General features: G+C 47.4%; 18 protein-coding genes, 1 tRNA gene and 1 pseudogene. 16 read left to right on the plus strand and 4 right to left on the minus strand.

The genetic code is table 11. The features are described 5' to 3' along the window. The first annotated feature begins 9 nt into the window (after positions 1-9). The 5 genes from HMPREF0721_RS01395 (at position 10) to HMPREF0721_RS01415 (ending at position 5967) form a co-directional block, all read left to right on the plus strand. Positions 10-768, plus strand: a complete 759-nt coding sequence (locus HMPREF0721_RS01395) for an MBL fold metallo-hydrolase (protein ID WP_040639823.1) — start codon at positions 10-12, stop codon at positions 766-768. Continuing rightward, entirely contained in the window at positions 761-1753 is a 993-nt protein-coding gene (gene lplA, locus HMPREF0721_RS01400; protein WP_006597730.1) for a lipoate--protein ligase, read from the plus strand. Before HMPREF0721_RS01395 ends, lplA begins: the two co-directional genes overlap by 8 nt. Before the next feature lie 36 nt (positions 1754-1789). After that, the gene (locus HMPREF0721_RS01405) at positions 1790-2938 is read left to right on the plus strand and encodes an iron-containing alcohol dehydrogenase (protein ID WP_242821876.1); all 1149 of its coding nucleotides are present in this window, start codon (positions 1790-1792) and stop codon (positions 2936-2938) included. A gap of 958 nt (positions 2939-3896) precedes the next feature. Continuing rightward, positions 3897-4763: a diadenylate cyclase CdaA gene (gene cdaA, locus HMPREF0721_RS01410; RefSeq protein WP_006597732.1), complete on the plus strand. Its 867-nt coding sequence runs from the start codon at positions 3897-3899 to the stop codon at positions 4761-4763. Beyond that, on the plus strand, positions 4732-5967 hold the full coding sequence (locus HMPREF0721_RS01415; protein ID WP_006597733.1) for a CdaR family protein: 1236 nt from the start codon (positions 4732-4734) through the stop codon (positions 5965-5967). Before cdaA ends, HMPREF0721_RS01415 begins: the two co-directional genes overlap by 32 nt. Before the next feature lie 447 nt (positions 5968-6414). On the opposite strand, the gene HMPREF0721_RS01420 is transcribed toward HMPREF0721_RS01415, so the two are convergent. Beyond that, positions 6415-6756 (minus strand): BMC domain-containing protein, encoded by a 342-nt coding sequence (locus HMPREF0721_RS01420; RefSeq protein ID WP_006597734.1) that lies wholly within the window; start codon positions 6754-6756, stop codon positions 6415-6417. Positions 6757-7449: 693 nt separating this feature from the next. Here HMPREF0721_RS01420 and HMPREF0721_RS01425 point away from each other — a divergent pair. The 4 genes from HMPREF0721_RS01425 (at position 7450) to HMPREF0721_RS01435 (ending at position 9016) form a co-directional block, all read left to right on the plus strand. After that, a tRNA-Thr gene (locus HMPREF0721_RS01425) sits at positions 7450-7525 on the plus strand. Positions 7526-7661: 136 nt separating this feature from the next. Then, complete coding sequence (locus HMPREF0721_RS01430) at positions 7662-8306, plus strand: GIY-YIG nuclease family protein (protein WP_006597737.1); 645 nt, start codon at positions 7662-7664, stop codon at positions 8304-8306. Between the two features lie 82 nt (positions 8307-8388). Continuing rightward, positions 8389-8523 carry a DUF4357 domain-containing protein gene (locus HMPREF0721_RS12680; protein WP_341349327.1) on the plus strand — a complete coding sequence of 45 codons (135 nt, stop codon included), beginning with the start codon at positions 8389-8391 and terminating at the stop codon, positions 8521-8523. Between the two features lie 19 nt (positions 8524-8542). Further along, complete coding sequence (locus tag HMPREF0721_RS01435; RefSeq protein WP_006597738.1) at positions 8543-9016, plus strand: GNAT family N-acetyltransferase; 474 nt, start codon at positions 8543-8545, stop codon at positions 9014-9016. 244 nt (positions 9017-9260) lie between these two features. Here the strand turns inward: HMPREF0721_RS01435 and HMPREF0721_RS01440 are convergent, their stop codons facing one another. Then, the gene (locus HMPREF0721_RS01440) at positions 9261-10208 is read right to left on the minus strand and encodes a sugar-binding transcriptional regulator (protein WP_006597740.1); all 948 of its coding nucleotides are present in this window, start codon (positions 10206-10208) and stop codon (positions 9261-9263) included. Positions 10209-10440: 232 nt separating this feature from the next. Here HMPREF0721_RS01440 and HMPREF0721_RS01445 point away from each other — a divergent pair, with 232 nt between their 5' ends. Beyond that, positions 10441-11493 carry a glycerol-3-phosphate dehydrogenase gene (locus HMPREF0721_RS01445; protein ID WP_040640151.1) on the plus strand — a complete coding sequence of 351 codons (1053 nt, stop codon included), beginning with the start codon at positions 10441-10443 and terminating at the stop codon, positions 11491-11493. A gap of 72 nt (positions 11494-11565) precedes the next feature. Further along, positions 11566-13071 carry a xylulokinase gene (gene xylB / locus HMPREF0721_RS01450; RefSeq protein WP_006597742.1) on the plus strand — a complete coding sequence of 502 codons (1506 nt, stop codon included), beginning with the start codon at positions 11566-11568 and terminating at the stop codon, positions 13069-13071. Between the two features lie 61 nt (positions 13072-13132). Here the strand turns inward: xylB and HMPREF0721_RS01455 are convergent, their stop codons facing one another. Together HMPREF0721_RS01455 and HMPREF0721_RS01460 are read right to left on the minus strand one after the other, a co-directional pair. Then, a complete protein-coding gene (locus tag HMPREF0721_RS01455) occupies positions 13133-13477 on the minus strand; it encodes a P-II family nitrogen regulator (RefSeq protein WP_006597743.1) in 345 nt (114 codons plus the stop codon). Positions 13478-13496: 19 nt separating this feature from the next. Continuing rightward, the gene (locus HMPREF0721_RS01460) at positions 13497-14738 is read right to left on the minus strand and encodes an ammonium transporter (RefSeq protein WP_040640152.1); all 1242 of its coding nucleotides are present in this window, start codon (positions 14736-14738) and stop codon (positions 13497-13499) included. A gap of 378 nt (positions 14739-15116) precedes the next feature. Between HMPREF0721_RS01460 and HMPREF0721_RS01465 the strand changes: the two genes are divergently transcribed. The 5 genes and pseudogenes from HMPREF0721_RS01465 to HMPREF0721_RS12045 all read left to right on the plus strand — a co-directional run. After that, on the plus strand, positions 15117-16109 hold the full coding sequence (locus HMPREF0721_RS01465; RefSeq protein WP_006597745.1) for an ABC transporter substrate-binding protein: 993 nt from the start codon (positions 15117-15119) through the stop codon (positions 16107-16109). A gap of 109 nt (positions 16110-16218) precedes the next feature. Further along, positions 16219-17295: a FecCD family ABC transporter permease gene (locus HMPREF0721_RS01470; RefSeq protein WP_006597746.1), complete on the plus strand. Its 1077-nt coding sequence runs from the start codon at positions 16219-16221 to the stop codon at positions 17293-17295. Beyond that, the gene (locus HMPREF0721_RS12685; RefSeq protein WP_006597747.1) at positions 17292-17678 is read left to right on the plus strand and encodes an ABC transporter ATP-binding protein; all 387 of its coding nucleotides are present in this window, start codon (positions 17292-17294) and stop codon (positions 17676-17678) included. Before HMPREF0721_RS01470 ends, HMPREF0721_RS12685 begins: the two co-directional genes overlap by 4 nt. After that, positions 17675-18067 (plus strand): ABC transporter ATP-binding protein, encoded by a 393-nt coding sequence (locus HMPREF0721_RS12690; protein ID WP_006597748.1) that lies wholly within the window; start codon positions 17675-17677, stop codon positions 18065-18067. Before HMPREF0721_RS12685 ends, HMPREF0721_RS12690 begins: the two co-directional genes overlap by 4 nt. A gap of 108 nt (positions 18068-18175) precedes the next feature. After that, positions 18176-18382 (plus strand): annotated as a pseudogene (locus HMPREF0721_RS12045) (helix-turn-helix domain-containing protein); the annotation flags it as partial.

An 18382-nucleotide genomic window follows, 5' to 3' on the forward strand; every position in this document is an offset into this window, starting at 1 on the left:
AGGTGAATGATGCATTGCAAAGTGACATTAAGCGCGAATGCAGGAATAGCCATTCAATTTGGCGGTAAAAAGATTTTGGTGGATGCGTTTTCTGAAAGAGCAGATGACGGGATTTCCGTTGTCACGCCGGAAATGTTTGCACAATTGATCGAATCTTCGGATTTTTCGGATCCGGACTATCTCTTTTTTACGCATGGCCATGCGGATCATTATTCTGAAGTGATGACCAAAAAGTTTTTGGCACATGATCCTAGCTGCACGGTGATAGGACCGAGCACGATCAAAAATGCCAGAGGGACGCATCTATACATCGAATTAAATCATGATTTTGTGTACCAATCAGGCAGTTTGCGTTTTAATTTTATAGCATTGGCTCACGAAGGTGGAAAAGATAAAGCGACACCCCATTTTGGTTGTGTTTTAACCGCCTCCGACGAAAACTTGGAAGAGCAGGCTTCAATTCTGATCGCGGGCGATGCCGAAATCGGGTCTTCTAAAGTGGAAGCGGTGGCTCAGCAAGGTCAAATTGATCTCGCCATTTTGGATTTTCCATGGCTGACAGCTCAAAAAGGAAAAGCGGTTTTGTTTGAAACGCTGAGGCAATCCAAAATAATTCTTTATCACCTTCCGCGTAAGTGCGAAGATCAATACGGGTATCTTTCTGCAGTAGATTATGCACGGACACGGGTCCCAGAAGACATGGAAATTGGGGTGCTCAATGAATTTTTGGCATCAAAGACCATGACATTGGGGGACAATCATGCTTGATTTTGCGACTTATTTAGAGACCGACTCTGTGGACCCTCGATATAATTTGGCTTATGAAGAATACATGCTCTGCCATCGTAAGGCAGAGAATGTTTTAATCCTTTGGCAAAATGACAATACCATTGTGGTTGGTCAAAATCAGATTACAGCAACCGAAATCAACCGTTCATATGTGGAAAAACATCACATTCATGTAGTGAGAAGAACAACCGGCGGCGGGGCTGTATATCATGACCTGGGAAACCTCAATTATTCTTTTATCACGACGCAGAATCATTTGGAAAGAATGACATTTGCGCAATTTACAGAGCCAATTATCAATGCGCTTGAAGCGCTTGGTATTCATGCGGAGGCGACGGGCAGAAATGATATTGTCATCAGCGGTCATAAAGTTTCCGGGACGGCACAAAGAGTTCAAGGCAATCGGATACTGCACCATGGAACTTTGTTGTTTCGGACAGATAAAAGAGTAGCAGAAAAGGCACTCTGCACGGATCCGAATAAATTTCGAGGAAAGCGTTCCAACTCTGTTAGAAGCAGGATCGGGAATATCAGTGACTTTTTAGATCAGGAAATGACATTGCAGGCATTTTGGGACCATTTAAAAAAATTCTTGGGCGGCAATGGTTTTACAAGATCCGAACCGACGGTAGAAGAACTGGCGGGCATTGCGCGCTTAAAAAAAGAAAAATACGATCGGTGGGAATGGAACTTTGGGAAGTCGCCCAAGTTTGAATTTCAACAGAAAAAATATTGGGATGGCGGTATCTTGGATGTGCGGTTGAATGTTGAAAACGGCTTTTTAAAGGATCTTCATTTTTATGGCGATTTCCTTTCGACAAAACCAGTGTCTGAAGTTAGCGCACAATTGATCGGAATCCCATACAAACGGCAGGCTTGTGAAGCAAGATTTGAACTACTGGATATACCCGCATATTTTGGCACGATTTCGAAAAAAGAAATTTTACAGACAATGTTTGAATAGGGAAAGGAAATATCAATGGGCGTGAATAGTTTTATGATGGGCTTTCCGCAGTTTTTCGGCCGCGGCTGTGCGGCTGAGGCAGGAGAAAAACTGGCCAATTTCAATTGCAAGAGAGCTTTTGTCATTTATGGTAAAGGCATTGAGGCATTGGGCATTCCCATTCCGATTATAAAAGCCGTCGAAACGTCAGAGATTGCTGTAATTACCTGCAATAAAGTTGAATCGGATCCAAGCGACGTGCTCATTAAAGAAATGGCGGAAATCGGTCGACATGAAAAAGTTGATGGGATTGTCGCGATCGGCGGTGGAAGTTGTATGGATGCCGCAAAATGCGTCAAACTGCTTTTAGACAATGACGAAGCATTAGAAAATTTTTATGATGTTGAACATCCGCAAAAAAGTGTCATCCCGATGATTGCGATTCCGACGACAGCCGGAAGTGGCAGCGAAGCGTCCAAAGGGGCAGTGGTTACGGATACACAAAATGGCATCAAGCGTGTAGTGATCGGCGCGGGAACGACACCGGCGTTGTCATTGATAGATCCGGAATTGACGACGGGACTGCCGCCAAAAGTTACGGCGGCCTGCGCTTTTGATGTATTAGCACACGCGATCGACGCGATTACGTCCAATCAGACTTGCGCAATTACGCAAAGTGTTTCATACGAAGCCATCCGATTGATGCGGGTCAACTACCAGAAAGCAGTAGAAAATGGGCAGGATATCGCAGCGAGAGAAGGAATGCTGTTGGCGTCAAACTTGGGCGGATACGGCATTGGCAACGCCAAATGTTCCGCCAGTCATGCCTTTGCCCACGCATTGGGAGCACTTTATCATGTGCCGCATGGAGAATGCTGTGCTATTTTCACGCCGGCGACGTTGGAATATGTGACAGAAACCTGCCCTGATCAGATACGCGCGATCGCAAAATTGCTTTTAGTCGATTTCGATGAAACGGGATCAGCGGAAATGATTGCAAAATTAACCGGTGAAAAAATCCGAAAAATGTATCGCTCGGTTGGTGTCAACGATATTACAGCATATATTACTGACGAGAACGAAGCGATCCAAAGGTTAATGCCAGTGGCTCAAAAAGATATTATGGCATTGTTTTCGCCCAAGCCGCTTGATGATGCAGCGTGTGAATGGATTATCAAACGAACCTTTGAACTTGCCAGGTCATAATTATTATTGAAAAGACGTGAAGAATGAGCAAGAAATGATCGATTAAGAAGCGGTCTGAAAATTTAAGGTAGCGTCCCGAGTTTTTGCAATGGTACCGTACCTATGGGCATAAATAAAATCATTCATTAAATGAGTAGTGGATAAAAATTTAGTAAAAAGCAGAGATAACCTCCTGTGTCAAACTGGGGATGGCTTATCAGCCATGAAGTCATGACACAGGAGGTTTTGTATGAAAGACATAAACAGTTTCTCGCTTAAAATGGCAACATGAATGCCATACGGCGTTTGTATCGACGCATGGAGAAATGACGTTATGCTTAGTTTTCATGAATAGAGCTTAACAGAGCAACTAATTCAATCAGTGGTTTTTCACATGAAAATGGATGATTGTGCCTTAGAGCGGATGAGCCAGAAATGGATTAAAAAGCATAAAAAATAAGACCGACTGTCATCTTTGGGCTCTTCCCATCGCTTCAAACAGTCGGTCTTTACCGCTCATCTAAATTTTGCATTTCTGGTGGTCCGTCCTCCTTTCGTCAGATTGATAAGATAATGGTGTAAGCTCGGGCTTTCAGACAACATCTGCGTGAATGAGCCAATTGATCCGCTACAGGCACGATTTCCTGCGCTGGATTATGGCAATCGATTCTTTGTCTTCCGACCACCCGTCATCTTATGATTGTATTATAGCAAGATTCTGCATGAATGTAAAGGGTTCCTATTTTAAATTACAAATGATTTTTTGAAAATAGTTTTTAGCCGAAAAACATTTTCTTGAACAAGATGAAAAAAGATGAAAATTTAAAATGAAACTGAATACAGATACATCATTTGAAAACAGTTTGTCAAGAAATTGTAATCAGGTGTAAAACTTGTCAAGATTTGCTCAGTACGCTGGGAAACAGTTAAAAGATGGTGTATAATAAAATTAAATTCGAAAGGAAAACAGAGGCAAGTCATGAAAAATCTCATCGAAAATCTTGTTGTAACGCTACAATCCAGATTTACCTATGTCAATGTGATCGAAATTCTGATCATTGCTTTTGTCATTTATAAAATTCTGATGTGGATCCGCGGCACTCAGGCCGAGCAGGTGGCCAAGGGGATTATCATTGTGCTGGTGCTCATCCCGCTCAGTTCCTGGCTGGGGCTGACCACGTTAAATTATCTCCTCAACAATATCATTACCTGGGCGGTTATTGTCGTGGCGGTGGTTTTCCAGCCGGAACTGCGCTCAGCACTGGAGCAGTTGGGCAATAATCGTTTGTTTGAGCGCATGTTTCGCTCGTCGGGCGAGAAAAAAATGCTGGACGCCATTGAGGATATTCGCGACGCGGTGGCCGATATGGCTGAGGCGCACATTGGCGCGCTGATTGTCTGCGGGGTGAATACGGGACTCAAGGACATCGAGGGCACCGGCATCGCGCTCAATGCGGATATTTCCACCGAACTGATTGAGAACATTTTTACGCCGAATCGGCCGCTGCATGATGGCGCGATGATTGTCAATTTGTGGAATGGGAAAATCCGAACGGCGGGTTGTCTTTTGCCGCTTACCGATCGCCGAACGCTCAATTCTTCGCTGGGAACCCGGCATCGCGCCGGCATCGGCATTTCGGAGCAATCCGATGCCATTGTGATCATTGTCTCGGAGGAAACCGGCACCATTTCGGTGGCCCATCGGGGGGTGCTTCGGCGTGATTTTACCCCTGAGGATATTGCGACGCTGTTGGCGGATCGATTCATCGATGATGAGGATGAGGAAGAAGAGACCATAGGGGCGGACAACGAAAATGAAGAATCAAAGATGCCGGAAAAGGAATAAAAACGATCGCCGCGGATGGGCGACGCGTGTCGTGCTTGCCGTTGCACTGGCACTCTTTTTATGGGTGTATATCAATGGAAGTTCCATCAATCTGATATCCCGGGATATCGAAAATATCCCGGTGACGATCACCAATGAAGAGTCGCTTACCGCGAAGGGCCTGGTGCTCGAAGATCAGGAAAGTTATTATGTCAATCTGCGGGTGCGGGGAACAGAAAACAATATCAATAACTTGGATACGTCGTTGATCTCTGCGTCTGTGGATCTGTCCGATGTGAAGACCAACGGCACCATAACACCGAGCATTGTTATTCAGGGGCTTCCCAACACGGTGATTTTGGATGAAATTCGGCCCAAAACGCTGAAGCTGTCCATCGATAAAATCGGTAACCGCCGCCAGAAGGTAGCTGTGAATACCAGCGGCACACCGGCCAATGGTTTGTCAGTTCTTTCCGCATCAACGTCTGACATGGTGAAAATCAATGGATCCCGAAGCGATCTGGGAAAGATCGATGAGTTGGTGGCCACCGCTGACGTTAATGGTATCACAAACGACACTTCCACGTTTTTACGGGTAAAGGCCTATGACGAGAAGGGCAAGGAATTGGAGAATGTGCGTTGTGAGCCGGCCTCTGTTTTGGCGCATATCCAAGTTGGGACGACCAAAAAAGTAAAGGTGAAGGCGCCGAAGATCAGTGGCACGCCGGAGGATGATTACCAAGTGACCGATGTCAGCGTGACACCAGCAACCGTGCTTTTGGGCGGGGATAAAGAAGCGCTGGATAAAATCACGAGTGTAACGCCCAAAAATATCAATGTCAGCGGCATTAAGGGAGATAAAACCATCGAAAGCAAAATTATTTTACCGAATGGTGTGATTGCAATGAGAGGAGATACCCGAGTGATGGTGACGGCGAAGGTCGAGGCACTTTCAGAAAAAAATATCACGACACACACGATTGAAACCCGCAATATGCCGCAAGGCCTGTCACTCTCTAAAATCAGCAGCAACGCAGTAAATGTGAAAATTGAAGGGACTCAAAAAGAGTGGAAGAAAATTTCTGCTGATGATGTTGAGGTCTGGGTAGATCTGGCCGGAAAATCAGAGGGAAAAGAAAGTGTAGTGCTTTATGCCAAAACAAAGAAGGGAACGATCGAAAACTTAACGCCGCAGAAAGTAACGGTTACACTTAAACAAGAATAATGAAGATAATCATTCATATATACTGACCATGCAAAAACGGCCCGCGGGCCGTTTTTAAATTTGGCTTTAGCCAGTTGAGCAAGAGAGTTTTTCAAAGGGAAAAACGAACGAAAACGAAACAAAAATCCGCCCGCTATGTGGGTGTGCGACGTTTGTTATATAAAAAATCATCTTTCCGATTACAATAAAGTTGTTCAGACTATATTGCAGAAATGAATGTGCAAATATCATATCGTCTTCAGTGAAAGTCTGCGCCTTGAGATATTAGCTGGTATTGAAGGCTTATAGCCTGTTACGCTGGCTACCATTTTTAAGGGTGGACACGATTATCAAAGAGACGGTTGTCAGATGGTTTCGGTTAAATTAAAAAGAAAAAAGGTCTTGATTAACAAGGCATAATAAAAAATCCCCAAAATGAATCGGGGATCAAATGATTAAAAGCTAAACTCAGGCAAAGCTGCCCAGAATATCGTCGGTGCGGTTGTCTCGTGCGGCGAGAACAGCCTTGAGTGCGGTTTGAACGGAACGAATCTTGCCCGCAATCACAATGGTGATGAAGGACTGGGGGCAGTTGCCGACGAGCTCAAAGGAAACAACATCGCTGGCTTTTACGGAGATATCCGCCGCCTGAATCATTTCAGGAATGGTGCCCTGGATAAGCAGGAACGCACCAAAATCAGGCATCTGACCTTCTTCCATGCGTTTGCGTTCGGCCGGGCGCATCCGTCCCTGAACCAACCGGACGGTATTGCTGTCCGGATTGGAGATAAATTGGTATTTCACTTTCATGGTAAATCCTCTTCGATCCTGGATTATTGAATTTTTGATAAATGTCTTTTTTTATTTTATCATGTTTTGAACGTCTTTCAAGCATTGGATTTGCCTTTTGAGGATGATTTTTTGTGTTGACCGGTCATTTTTTGTACGTTATCCAATGATGTGAGACCTGAAAAAAGAGAAAGTCATTTGATAACATCCGATTGTTTCTGCCAAGGTTCGAAAGTTATCCCTTGGGCTGCGCACGCTTTTCAAATGGAGACATCCATCCAAGCACTGCCATTGGGAGATCGTTCAATCCGCGCATATATCTGTACCTCTGCTTTTTCAGATTCTTGAACGAGCAGAAATTCAGGAAGTTGCAGAATCGCTCCTTTGATGCCTCATCAAAGTATACTGATAGAACCTGTCAGACATCTTGCCGACATAACAAGCTTTTGGAACATCCATCTGCCATTTAATACCTAACGCTTCCAGTTTCAAGAGTATGGGGGCAAGAATCATTGTGAATGCGATATACTATTCATGACGATTGAAGACCTTTCGTCAAAGGAGTTTAGTGGCAAAAACAATTTTAACGGATTCAATCGCTTTTTTCTATTCTCAAGGTCTCACATCTATTGTAAAGCGACATGATGAGAATAAAAAAATGAAAAAGGCTTGCATTCTGCAAGATAGTTCGCTATAATTTTTTTATCGTCTGTTGCTGGGATGGCACAGTTGGTAGCGCAATTGATTCGTAATCAATAGGTCGCCGGTTCGAATCCGGCTCTCAGCTCCATAGACTGCAAAATAGCTTGTTTTCAGAAAGCTATTTGCTAAGAGGAATGATCGGGCACGCAGGGCTCGGTTATTTCCTCTTTTTTATTGGCGCGAAGATTTTGTAATAATATAGTAAAAATTTTAATCTCTTTTTGATGGATGGAGATGTTACAGGAAGAATAAAATGCACGTTGGCAAATTGGACTGGCCTTGCATATAAGATTCCAAGATCATACTTAGATAAATGTAAGGATAGACAGGACTTAAAGCAGAGTGGAGTGTATTTTCTCTTTGGTAAAAATGAGGATGATAATGACGAAGTTTATATAGGACAAGCCGGCATTCGTAAAAATGGAGAGGGAGTCCTTTTTAGAGTGGCTGAACATTTAAAAGATGAAACCTATTTTAGTGATGCAGTTATGCTAACTACGCAGAATAATTCCTTCGGACCAACAGAGATAAGCTATCTTGAAAATAGATTTACTAATATGGTTATAGCAACAGATAGATTTCATGTAAGAAATGGAAATAATCCAAATCCAGGAAATGTAACTGAGGAAAAGGAATCTGAGCTTGATGATTTTGTAGAATACTCAAAGATGGTATTAGGTGTTTTAGGTTACAAAGTATTTGTTCCCTTAGTTAAAGCTGATCCGGCAGTGACTGTAGAAGATCAGGAAGAATTGATGTTGTATCTTTCTCGAAAAGGTAAAAAGTCTAACAAGACAATTGAGGTGAAATGTATGAGGACTAATGAAGGCTCTGTTGTTTTGAAAAACAGTATGTATAGAAGAAAATGATTCAAAGCATATTCCTAAAACAATAAAAGTTTTAAGAGGAAAGTGTCGAAATGAAAATGAAAATGAGATTGTAGAGGGAAGAATAACAAAAAACTATCTTTTCAATAGTCCGTCATATGCTGCTGTATTTGTATTAGGAGTTAACACAAATGGTAAAATGTATTGGAAAACAAAAGATGGAATTAGTTTGAAAGATTTAGAAGAAAGACAAATTTAAATTTGCGGAGGATACTATAATGAATATTTCTATTAGAGAAATACGACCGGGTGAAGCAAGTCTTGCTGCACATTTTTACTATAAAATATTTGAACAACAGTTTGATTTTCTGCCGAGTACAGAGCAGTATTTTCTGCATATAGTCACAGAGTATTTTGATGACCTGGAGAATAATCGCATATGGGTGGCGGATTATGATGGTGAAATCAAGGGGACTATTGCCATTGATAGGCGCGGAGACCACGATGCACAATTACGGCTTTTTGGAACCGATTCTTCAATGCAGGGTACCGGTCTGGGGAAAAAACTGCTTCAGACAACCTTGGATTATTGTGAAGAAAAAGGCTATGATCATATATCACTTTGGACTATCGATATTTGTGAAGCTGCGCTGCATCTGTATGAAAAATTCGGATTTCGTATGACGGACACAAAGCCGAATGACACCTGGGCAAATTATCATATGACAGAGGAATTCTGGGAGAAAGGATGATTACCCTATGAATCCCAGTTTGTACAACTAAATATGCTCAATCGAGGCGGTAGCAATACCATTTTTTATGCCCTCAAACAAATAGTTTCAGCATTCGGATTTCATTGCATCAAAGACGCGATGCTGTTAAATCTGTCCTATAATACTGGAAATAATTTTATTAGATAACATCACACAATCCATTGAAGAGTATGACGAAGATTCTGGGCTATAGTTGATGAAAGCCTCTTTAAGTTGTTTAGGTCTATCCCAAAAACTTCAGCACTTCCCGTGCTGTGGGCGCATCAATATAAAGATGGTCGGCAAGGCCGCCTTTAAGGGCGGCGTGAATCACCTGACCTTTGTTGATCCCGCTGGCCACGAGTAACTTATTCGGAATTTTTTGGATGGTCTCAAGGGAGGCGCCAACCACTCGAGCATCCAGGGCCGGGTCGTAAAGATCGCCGTCCGCGTTGATAAAATGGGAGCAGCAATCGCCGACACAGCCGCCCTTCTCCATCACACGGTATTGCTCATCGGTGAGCAGGCCCATTTCATAAATTACGGAAGGCCGGCCAAAAAAGCCAGCGGAATAGACGGCGGTTTGGCAATGCCCCGCCATGGCCAGAATCTGTTTGATTTGGGAATCTTGTTTGATGGCTTCAGCGATAAAGGGCGCGTCCACCATGGCCGGTGCAGGGATCACATAGGCCTCGCCGCCGACCGCCGAGGCAAAATTCTGGAGGATTTTCAGCGCGCTGGATTCGTGGGCCAATCGGGAATAACCGCCGGTAAGCTGAATCACCGAGACATGCTGGCGGCGGATGGACACGAGCATGGTGGAAAGCATCTCGAGGGTCGTGCCCCAGGCGACGCCGAGCACCGAATCGTCATCAATGTATTTGGGTAAATCCTCAATCAGGGCGGTATAAACATCCCGGGCGATGATCTGGGGATTGTCGATGAGGGCAGGGACGATGGTGATGTTCCGCAAAGGATAACCGGCGAGGAACTGTGCCTCCAGGTCGGCGTGGGCCATTGTCGGCTCCTTAATGCGGACTTCAACCAGTCCCAGTTCTTTGCCGAGTTTGAGCAGACGGCTGACGGTTGATTTGCTGATGCCCTCCTGACGGGCGATTTCGACCTGACCCATATCGCTTTCGTAATAGTGTTTTGAGATGCGGATAATTTGATTGATGCGCTTAGAATCCATGAGGTTTCCTCTTTCTGAACTGAAATATAATTCATATTATAAAATAAATGGGAAAAAAGAGCAAATTAGACGATAAATCTTCCGATTTTTTAAAGTCAGACGAATATCAAAGAGAAAATCTTGCGAATAATGGGAAAATATTCAAAAGGATTTGACATTTTCCCAGAAACCCTTTACAATGAATTTGTTCGTTATCGGAAATGAGAATGGCAGAAGCCAGGAAAGGAAAAATATGGCAATTGTAACATTGGTCGGCTCTGGACAAATGGCCTCAGCATTGACCTTTCCATTGTTCGAAAACGGTTATGAAGTGCGGCTGGTCGGCTCCCCGCTGGATGGCGATGTCATCGCGCGGTTGCGGCAGGACAATTATCACATTAATTTGGACCGCACGCTGCATGACGGCGTGAAATACTATACCATCGATCAGCTGAGCGAGGCACTCGACGATGCAGAGCTTGTGGTCTGCGGCGTGTCAAGCTTTGGCGTCGATTGGTTTTTGGAATCGGTATTTCCGGTGATCCGGGCGGATGTGCCGGTAATTTCGGTTACCAAGGGTATGATTGATTATCCCGATGGCCGACTGCAGGTTTATCCGGAATACTGGGCGGAGCGCATGCCGGAAGATCATCAAATCGAGCTCTTTGCCATCGGCGGCCCCTGCACGGCCAGAGATCTCTCGGATCACGATCATTCCTTTGTCGCTTATTGCGGCAAGGATTTGGAGAAGCTCGCGTGGATCCGGGAACATTTTGCAACGGATTATTATCACATTGCGATCACAGATGACGTGGTGGGCCTTGAGGCGGCCGTCGCTTTGAAAAACGGCTATGCGCTGGGAACGGCCATCGCCATCGGCATGAAGAATCGCTGCGGGGACGACGGTATTGCCCATGTCAATTCCAAAGCGGCCCTCTTCCAGCAATCCGTTTGGGAAATGGATCAGCTGCTCGGCATCGTCGGTGGCAGCCACAAAATGATCATGTATGCGGCGGGAGATCTGGACGTCACGGTGGCCGGCGGACGCAGCCGCAAGGTGGGGCAATACCTCGGCGAGGGGTTTTCGATGCCGGAAATTGAAGCGAAACTTGCAGGCCAAACCCTTGAAGCGGTGGTTATCGCGACGCGCACGGCTAAAGCGGTGAAGGCCATGGCCAAAGCCGGCAGGATCAAAGAAACGGACTTTCCGCTGCTGATGCATGTGGATCAGTGCCTGAACGCAGGCGCCAAGGTGAACATTCCCTGGCACGATTTTGAAACCGTCACCCGCGATGCGGTCAAATAGCAAGATCAATATGGCGGCAATCAGCCGATTGTAAAAAATTCAATAACCAAAGATGGAGATGAGGAGAAAAACATGAAGTACATTTTGGGATTGGATCTTGGAACCAGCAGCATTAAAACTGTTTTGTTCGATCAGAACGGGAGAGAAATCGCCCAGCGCGCCGACGAATATCCGGTGTATCAACCGCATAACGGTTGGTCCGAACAGGATCCTGAGGATTGGTATCAGGCGGCGGTCACGACCATTCGCTATTGTCTGGATATTGCAGGTGTTTCGGGAGAAGACGTCATCGGGATCGGGATTGCCGGGCAGATGATGGGCGCGGTAATGCTTGATGCCCAGGGCGAGCCCCTGCGCCGCGCTATTCTATGGAATGATGCCCGCACCTCGGAAGCGGCAGAATCCGTGCGCAGGCTCATCGGCGACGATCTGATGATGAAGATCAACTGCAATCCGGTCCGTCCGGGCCTCACGGCTGCCAAGATTCAGTGGGTGAAGGAAAATGAGCCGGAAATTTGGGCGAAGACCGCGCATATTTTGTTGCCGAAGGATTACCTGCGCTATCGCCTGACCGGCGAATACGCGACGGAGGTTTCGGACGCGTCGGCGATGCAGCTGCTGGACGTCCGCAATCGCTGCTGGTCGTCGGAGCTGCTCGCGGCGATGGAGATCAAAGAATCCCAGTTGGGCAAAATGTATGAATCCACCGATGCGACGGGGCAGCTTCTGCCGGAAGTGGCCGGACTGCTCGGACTGACGACAAAAACCATTGTGGCCGGCGGTGCCGGCGATAACGCGGCCGGGGCCGTGGGCACCGGGGTGGTAGCCCGTGGCCGCGCCATGACCACCATTGGCACCTCGGGGACGGTTTTTGCCTATGCCGACGAGCCGATGATGGATCAAAAAGCCCGGGTTTATACCTTCTGCATGGCCGTGCCGGGGGCTTGGCACTTCATGGGCTCGGTCAATTCGGCGGGCAACTCCCTGAAGTGGTATCGCAACACGTTTTATCCGGGCGATGCGGAGTACGAACAGATTAATAAAGACGCCATCGCTTCGGCACCCGGCGCCAACAATTTGATCTACATGCCCTATTTGACCGGGGAGCAATCGCCCCATTTCGATTTGAAATGCCGGGCCGGTTTTGTGGGCCTGTCGGCGACGCACACCAAGGGCGATATCACCCGCGCCGTGATGGAAGGCATCACCTATGCCATGCGCGACGTGCTCGAAGCCATCCGCGAATCCGGTATTGAGCCGGATGTGATGCGGCTGTGCGGCGGCGGCTCGAAGAGTCCCTTCTGGCGTCAGCTTTGTGCCGATATTTACGGCATGAAGGTGGTGCTGCCGGATATGAACTCGGCTAATGCCACAGCGCTTGGCGGCGCAATTCTGGCCATGGTGGCCACCGGACTTTATCCGAGCGTGCAGGTGGCCTGCGACAAGATCATCGTGATGCGGGACGAAAGTTTTGATCCCAATCCGGATCTGCGGACAAAATACGACGCAACCTATGCGGCCTTTGATAAATTGTATCCGCAGTTAAAAGACAATTTCGCAGAAATTCTAAGCCTCTAAGCTTTTCCTTTCAAAATAAAAATCTCCCGGTCGACCGGGAGATTTTTTTATGTGCGGGGTTCTAATTAATGGCGGCCACGCCGGTTTCGCCGGTGCGGATGCGGATTACGTTCTTCAGATCGTAAACGAAAATTTTACCGTCGCCCGGTTCGCCGGTATAAGCGGTTTGCCGAATCACGTCGATTACCTTGTTTGCAATGGCCTCCTCGGAGACGACAATTTCAAACTTCATCTTCGGCAGCATGTGGATGTCCACCTTCGAACCGCGCACCCGCCGGGTATAGCCCTTCTGGGTGCCGCAGCCCATGACCTGGGAGACGGTGATGCCATGGATGGCCACCGATTTCAAAGCCTGCATTAAATCTTCATACAATTCGTCGCGGACAATAGCTTCAACTTTAATCATGGGAATGCTCCTTTCACGATTAGTCCATGCCGGTAAAGGAGGGGTAGGCTTTTTCGCCGTGTTGGCTGATATCCAGTCCGCGCCGTTCATCTGCGGCATCCACGCGTAGCGGCACAAAAATAGAAACGACTTTGGCGATCATGAAGGTGCCGAAGACGGCGATGACGATGGTGGCGCTGATGGCGATGAGCTGGGCGAAGAACAAGTGTGTATCGCCGAAGACCAGGCCGTTCCAGCGGGCGGCGGGGTTGACGGATCGGCTGGCGAAAAGTCCGGTGGCGATGCCGCCCCAGATGCCGCCGATGCCGTGACAGCCAAAAGCGTCCAGCGCGTCATCATAACCCAGGCGGGGCTTGACCACGGAAACCATGAAATAGGCCAGAGGGCTGACCACGCCGCCGATAATAAAGGACGTCCAGATCGGCACGAAGCCTGCACCCGGCGTGATGGCCACCAGCCCGAGCACGGCACCGGTCGCTGCGCCGACGGCGGTGGGTTTGCCGGTGACAGCCACATCGATGAGCATCCAGACGATCATGGCGATGCCGGCGGACGTATTGGTGGTGATAAACGCGTGGGCGGCCAGGGAGCCGGCGCTTAAGGCACTGCCGGCGTTAAAGCCAAACCAGCCAAACCAGAGCATTGCCGCCCCGAGCAGCACAAAGGGAATGTTGTGGGTGTGGTAGGTCACTCGGTCATAGCCCCGGCGTTTGCCAATTATCAGCGCGAGCACAAGGCCGGAAAAGCCGGACGAAATGTGGACGACGTTGCCGCCGGCAAAATCCACCGAGCCGAGCACTTCGCCGAGCAGGCCTCCCTTTCCCCAAACCATGTGGGCCAGGGGACAATACACCAGCAGCAGCCAAAAAATAATAAACCAGAAAAGCGCTTTGAAGTTCATGCGTCCGGCTACGGCACCGGTGATGAGTGCCGGCGTGATCAAGGCAAACATCATTTGGAAAGCGACGTAGGCCAGCTTCGGAATCGTGGGCGCATAGGCGCTTGGGCCGCGGCCCAGGCCGAGACCGAACGCGTTTTGAAGGCTGCCGATAATGCCGCCGTGATCACCGACGAAACTGAGCGAATACCCGACGGCTATCCACAAAACGGAAGCAATGCCCATGATGAAAAAGGACATCATCATCGTATTGAGCACATTTTTGCGGCGTTCCAGGCCGCCGTAAAAGAAAGCAAGGCCCGGCGTCATGAGCATGACCAAGGCCGCACAGATTAGAATAAATGTGGTATCTCCAGTTTTCATAAAAAACTCCAATTCTAAAACCAATGGCGGGAAATGATCTTTGTTTGCAAACAAAAAAGGTGCTGAAGGAAATTTTCTAAATTTTTCCTTCAGCACCTTTGCTAATGTCCAAATTATAGTGGACGGGTTTTAAAAAGTCAAGCAACGTGTCTGTTCTTTTGATAATACAAAGTAAAATGTAAAATTAAAACTTTAATGCAGAACCCTGTAGGGTATAAAGTGTAAATTTGACAAGTGAAGAGCCTTCTGAATTGATAAAAAATCAGGCAATTCTTATAATTAAAGTTAAGATTCAGATTGCTTCATGCTTTCTTAAAAACAAGTGGATAAAGAAGCAATCAACCGTAGAAATTTCTCATGTAGAAAGAAGGTTATAAAATGCAGAGAATGAAAGTAAAATTGTTGTCTGTCGGATTGGCCGGCTGCGGTTTATCCAGATCAAGTTCGACCAAAAAGGCATCCTCGAAGAATTATAAGTCGGTTACCATCACGATGAATCTGCAGCGCAGCGGGCTCGGGAAGAATTATGACCACACCTTTAAGAAGGCGCCGGCAAAGGTGGTGGCCGACGGCGATCAGATGGCGGATATCTTCTTTGATCTCGGTTTGGCCGGCAATATGGTAGGTTATACCGAAGGGGCCTGCGTGGATACCATCAAACAATATCCCGGCGAAAAGAAAGTGAAACAACTGGCAAAGCCAGGCATCAATCTGCGCTCTGTTTCTAAAGAAAAAGTGCTGGCCAGCGGCTGCGATTTTTTGGTCGGTTGGGACGATCTTTTCTCCGATAAAAACTACAGCGTGAAGTTCTGTAAAAAGAATGGCATTGTGCCTTATTTCCCCTATGTTTGCTCCGACAGTGCAACCTTTGACGATCTGTATAAGGATTATGCCGCCCTCGGCAAGATCTTCCAGGTGGAGAAGACAGCGGCCAAACGCGTCAGCAAAATGAAAAGAACGCTGGATGCCGTCCATCAGATGTTGGGCGAAGAAGCGTATAAGAAGCCAATCAGAGTTTTTGTTTATGATTCCGGCGAAGATGCACCGTTCACGGCTTGCCAGGGGATGCCCGGCGACACATTAAAACGGGCCGGTGCCATTTCAATCTTCAGCGACATCAACAAGGGATGGGCGACGCCCTCCTGGGAACAGGTTGTCGAACGGGATCCCGATGCGATCATCATTCTCGATTACAATCATGACACCAAGAAAAAGACCAAATTCCTAAAGACCAATAAATACACAAAGAATCTGCGCGCGGTCAAAGAAGGCAAGATTTATTCGGCCAATTGTGCTGTGATGCAAGGCTCTGCAGGCTCGGCCGATCTGGTGAAGAGCATTGCCAAACAATTGTATCCGGATAAATTCTAAAACGGGCCGTTTTAGCAATTAAGCATAAAAGAACAAGGGGGAGAGACTTTCGGTGGAGGTCTCTCCTTCCCCTTTTAGCAACCCTTTTGAAGGAAGGTAACGCCATAAGATGAAAAAATTATCCGTTTTGCCCTTGCGCAGGAAGGGCGCCTACTTTGCGTTCTGCCTTGGCGCCGGTGTGCTTTTAGTGTTGGGCGTGATTCTGGCCGTATTTTGTGGATCGGTCACCGTTCCGCCGGATGTCGTTTGCCGCGTTCTGATCAATCACATGACCCATCAGACCATTTTTGAACCGGATTGGAACGCAGGTCTTGAAACCATTATTTGGACGATTCGCTTTCCGCGGGTGCTCATGGCCTTTATGGTGGGGTCCGGGCTTACCATCTGCGGGATCTTGATGCAGGCGCTGACCAAAAATTCTCTGGCCGATCCCTATGTGCTCGGGATTTCCTCCGGGGCTTCAGCCGGAGCGGTCGCCGTGATCATGTACGGCTGGTTTGCGTTTATGGGTCAATTCCACATTGCCCTGGGAGCCGGCATCGGCGCGTTGGTTTCGATTGCCATCGCGATGAAGGTATCCTCAGTGAATAATAAGATCACTTCGATCCAGTTGGTGCTCGCCGGGATTGCCGTGTCCACCCTGTTTACGGCGCTGACCAATTTGATGATCTATTACAAGCGGACGGGCGACGACAAGGTCAAAACGGCCATGTATTGGATGATGGGCTCGCTGAGCGGGGCCAATTGGAACACGGTGCTGTATGTGTTTATCGTTTCGTTGATCTGCATTGCGGTGATCGGCTTTTTCGCCGACAGCCTGGACGTGCTGATGCTCGGCGACGACACCGCGACGATGCTGGGCGTGAATTTACGACGCATCAAGTTGTCGATCATCATTTTATGCACACTGTTGACCGGTGCCATCGTTTCTGTCAGCGGGGTCATCGGCTTTGTGGGGCTGATTATCCCGCACGTTACCCGATCGATCGTGGGACCGAAGCATGGCCGGCTGATTCCGGCGTCGATTTTGGTGGGCGGTTTGTTTGCGATCCTCTGCGATCTGATTTCCCGAGTGATTGTTTCGCCGGAGGAGCTGCCTTTGGGCGTGCTGACGGCCCTTTTCGGGGCGCCGTTCTTCCTCTTCCTGATCCGCAAGAGCCGGTCTAAGTTTGGAGGTGCCGAATGATTCAATTAAAGGTTGAGGATCTCGGTTTTTCCATCGATCGTATCAAAATCATCGACGCGATTAGTCTGGAGGTTCAAAAAAATGAATTTGTTGGTTTGGTCGGGCCCAACGGCTGCGGCAAATCGACCCTGCTCAAAAATATCTACCGGATTTACCAGCCGGATACGGGCAAGGTTTATCTCGACGGGGACGAAATTCAAAGGATTAAAGACAAAGCTTTTGCGAAAAAAATGTCGGTGATGGTGCAGGAAAACAACGTGGCATTCGATCTGACGGTGCTCGACATGGTGATGCTCGGCCGCTATGCCCATAAGAAAATACTGCAGGACTCTTCAAAAGAAGATAAAGCGATCGCTGAAAAATGCATCGAAGAGGTGGGATGAAGGGCTATGAAACACGCAGCTTTTTAAGCCTTTCCGGCGGAGAAAAGCAACGTGTGCTTCTGGCACGGGCCCTTTCCCAGAAAGCGGAGCTGATCGTTCTCGACGAGCCGACCAATCATTTGGATATTAAATTTCAGTATCAGATCATGAATATTTTGAAGCGACAGGATGTTACCGTGTTCACGTCGGTGCACGATCTGAACATCGCGGCGCTGTATTGCGATCGGATCGTCGTTCTTAAAAAGGGAAAGTTGGTGACCATCGGCACGCCCGAAGAAGTGATCCGGCCGGAGATGATTCGATATCTCTACGGCATGGAGAGTGAAGTGCGCATCAATAGGATGACGGGTAGGCCGCAGATCCAGTTTCTGCCGAATTTTGACGCTTAAAGATGCAGGATGAAGCTGGCCGCCAAATAATAATACATATGCAGTCATAAAAAGGGCAGTGATGATATGTACCCTCTTTACTGGACATCCAGTAAGGAGGGTATTTTTATGCGATATAGTTATGCGTTCAAAAGAAAATGCGTTGAAATGTATCGTCATCAGAAGCAGTATCCAAAGACACCAAAAGGTGTCAAAGCCCAAACTTTTCAGAAGCATGTAAGAGAGTGGGTGGAACTTGAAGATTGTCATGGGCCAGAGATTTTAAAACACAAGCATGCTAACAAAGTTTGGACAGCGGACGAAAAGTTTGATTTT

Origin of the sequence: Pseudoramibacter alactolyticus ATCC 23263, from assembly GCF_000185505.1 — a bacterium.
GTDB classification, from domain to species: domain Bacteria; phylum Bacillota; class Clostridia; order Eubacteriales; family Eubacteriaceae; genus Pseudoramibacter; species Pseudoramibacter alactolyticus.

Excerpts from the sequence above, each read along its gene's own strand:
- HMPREF0721_RS01395 (WP_040639823.1), top strand. The coding sequence starts at position 10 with ATGCATTGCAAAGTGACATTAAGCGCGAATGCAGGAATAGCCATTCAA.
- lplA (WP_006597730.1), top strand. The coding sequence starts at position 761 with ATGCTTGATTTTGCGACTTATTTAGAGACCGACTCTGTGGACCCTCGA.
- HMPREF0721_RS01405 (WP_242821876.1), top strand. The coding sequence starts at position 1,790 with ATGGGCTTTCCGCAGTTTTTCGGCCGCGGCTGTGCGGCTGAGGCAGGA.
- cdaA (WP_006597732.1), top strand. The coding sequence starts at position 3,897 with ATGAAAAATCTCATCGAAAATCTTGTTGTAACGCTACAATCCAGATTT.
- HMPREF0721_RS01415 (WP_006597733.1), top strand. The coding sequence starts at position 4,732 with ATGAAGAATCAAAGATGCCGGAAAAGGAATAAAAACGATCGCCGCGGA.
- HMPREF0721_RS01420 (WP_006597734.1), bottom strand. The coding sequence starts at position 6,756 with ATGAAAGTGAAATACCAATTTATCTCCAATCCGGACAGCAATACCGTC.
- HMPREF0721_RS01430 (WP_006597737.1), top strand. The coding sequence starts at position 7,662 with ATGGATGGAGATGTTACAGGAAGAATAAAATGCACGTTGGCAAATTGG.
- HMPREF0721_RS01435 (WP_006597738.1), top strand. The coding sequence starts at position 8,543 with ATGAATATTTCTATTAGAGAAATACGACCGGGTGAAGCAAGTCTTGCT.
- HMPREF0721_RS01440 (WP_006597740.1), bottom strand. The coding sequence starts at position 10,208 with ATGGATTCTAAGCGCATCAATCAAATTATCCGCATCTCAAAACACTAT.
- HMPREF0721_RS01445 (WP_040640151.1), top strand. The coding sequence starts at position 10,441 with ATGGCAATTGTAACATTGGTCGGCTCTGGACAAATGGCCTCAGCATTG.
- xylB (WP_006597742.1), top strand. The coding sequence starts at position 11,566 with ATGAAGTACATTTTGGGATTGGATCTTGGAACCAGCAGCATTAAAACT.
- HMPREF0721_RS01455 (WP_006597743.1), bottom strand. The coding sequence starts at position 13,477 with ATGATTAAAGTTGAAGCTATTGTCCGCGACGAATTGTATGAAGATTTA.
- HMPREF0721_RS01460 (WP_040640152.1), bottom strand. The coding sequence starts at position 14,738 with ATGAAAACTGGAGATACCACATTTATTCTAATCTGTGCGGCCTTGGTC.
- HMPREF0721_RS01465 (WP_006597745.1), top strand. The coding sequence starts at position 15,117 with ATGCAGAGAATGAAAGTAAAATTGTTGTCTGTCGGATTGGCCGGCTGC.
- HMPREF0721_RS01470 (WP_006597746.1), top strand. The coding sequence starts at position 16,219 with ATGAAAAAATTATCCGTTTTGCCCTTGCGCAGGAAGGGCGCCTACTTT.
- HMPREF0721_RS12685 (WP_006597747.1), top strand. The coding sequence starts at position 17,292 with ATGATTCAATTAAAGGTTGAGGATCTCGGTTTTTCCATCGATCGTATC.
- HMPREF0721_RS12690 (WP_006597748.1), top strand. The coding sequence starts at position 17,675 with ATGAAGGGCTATGAAACACGCAGCTTTTTAAGCCTTTCCGGCGGAGAA.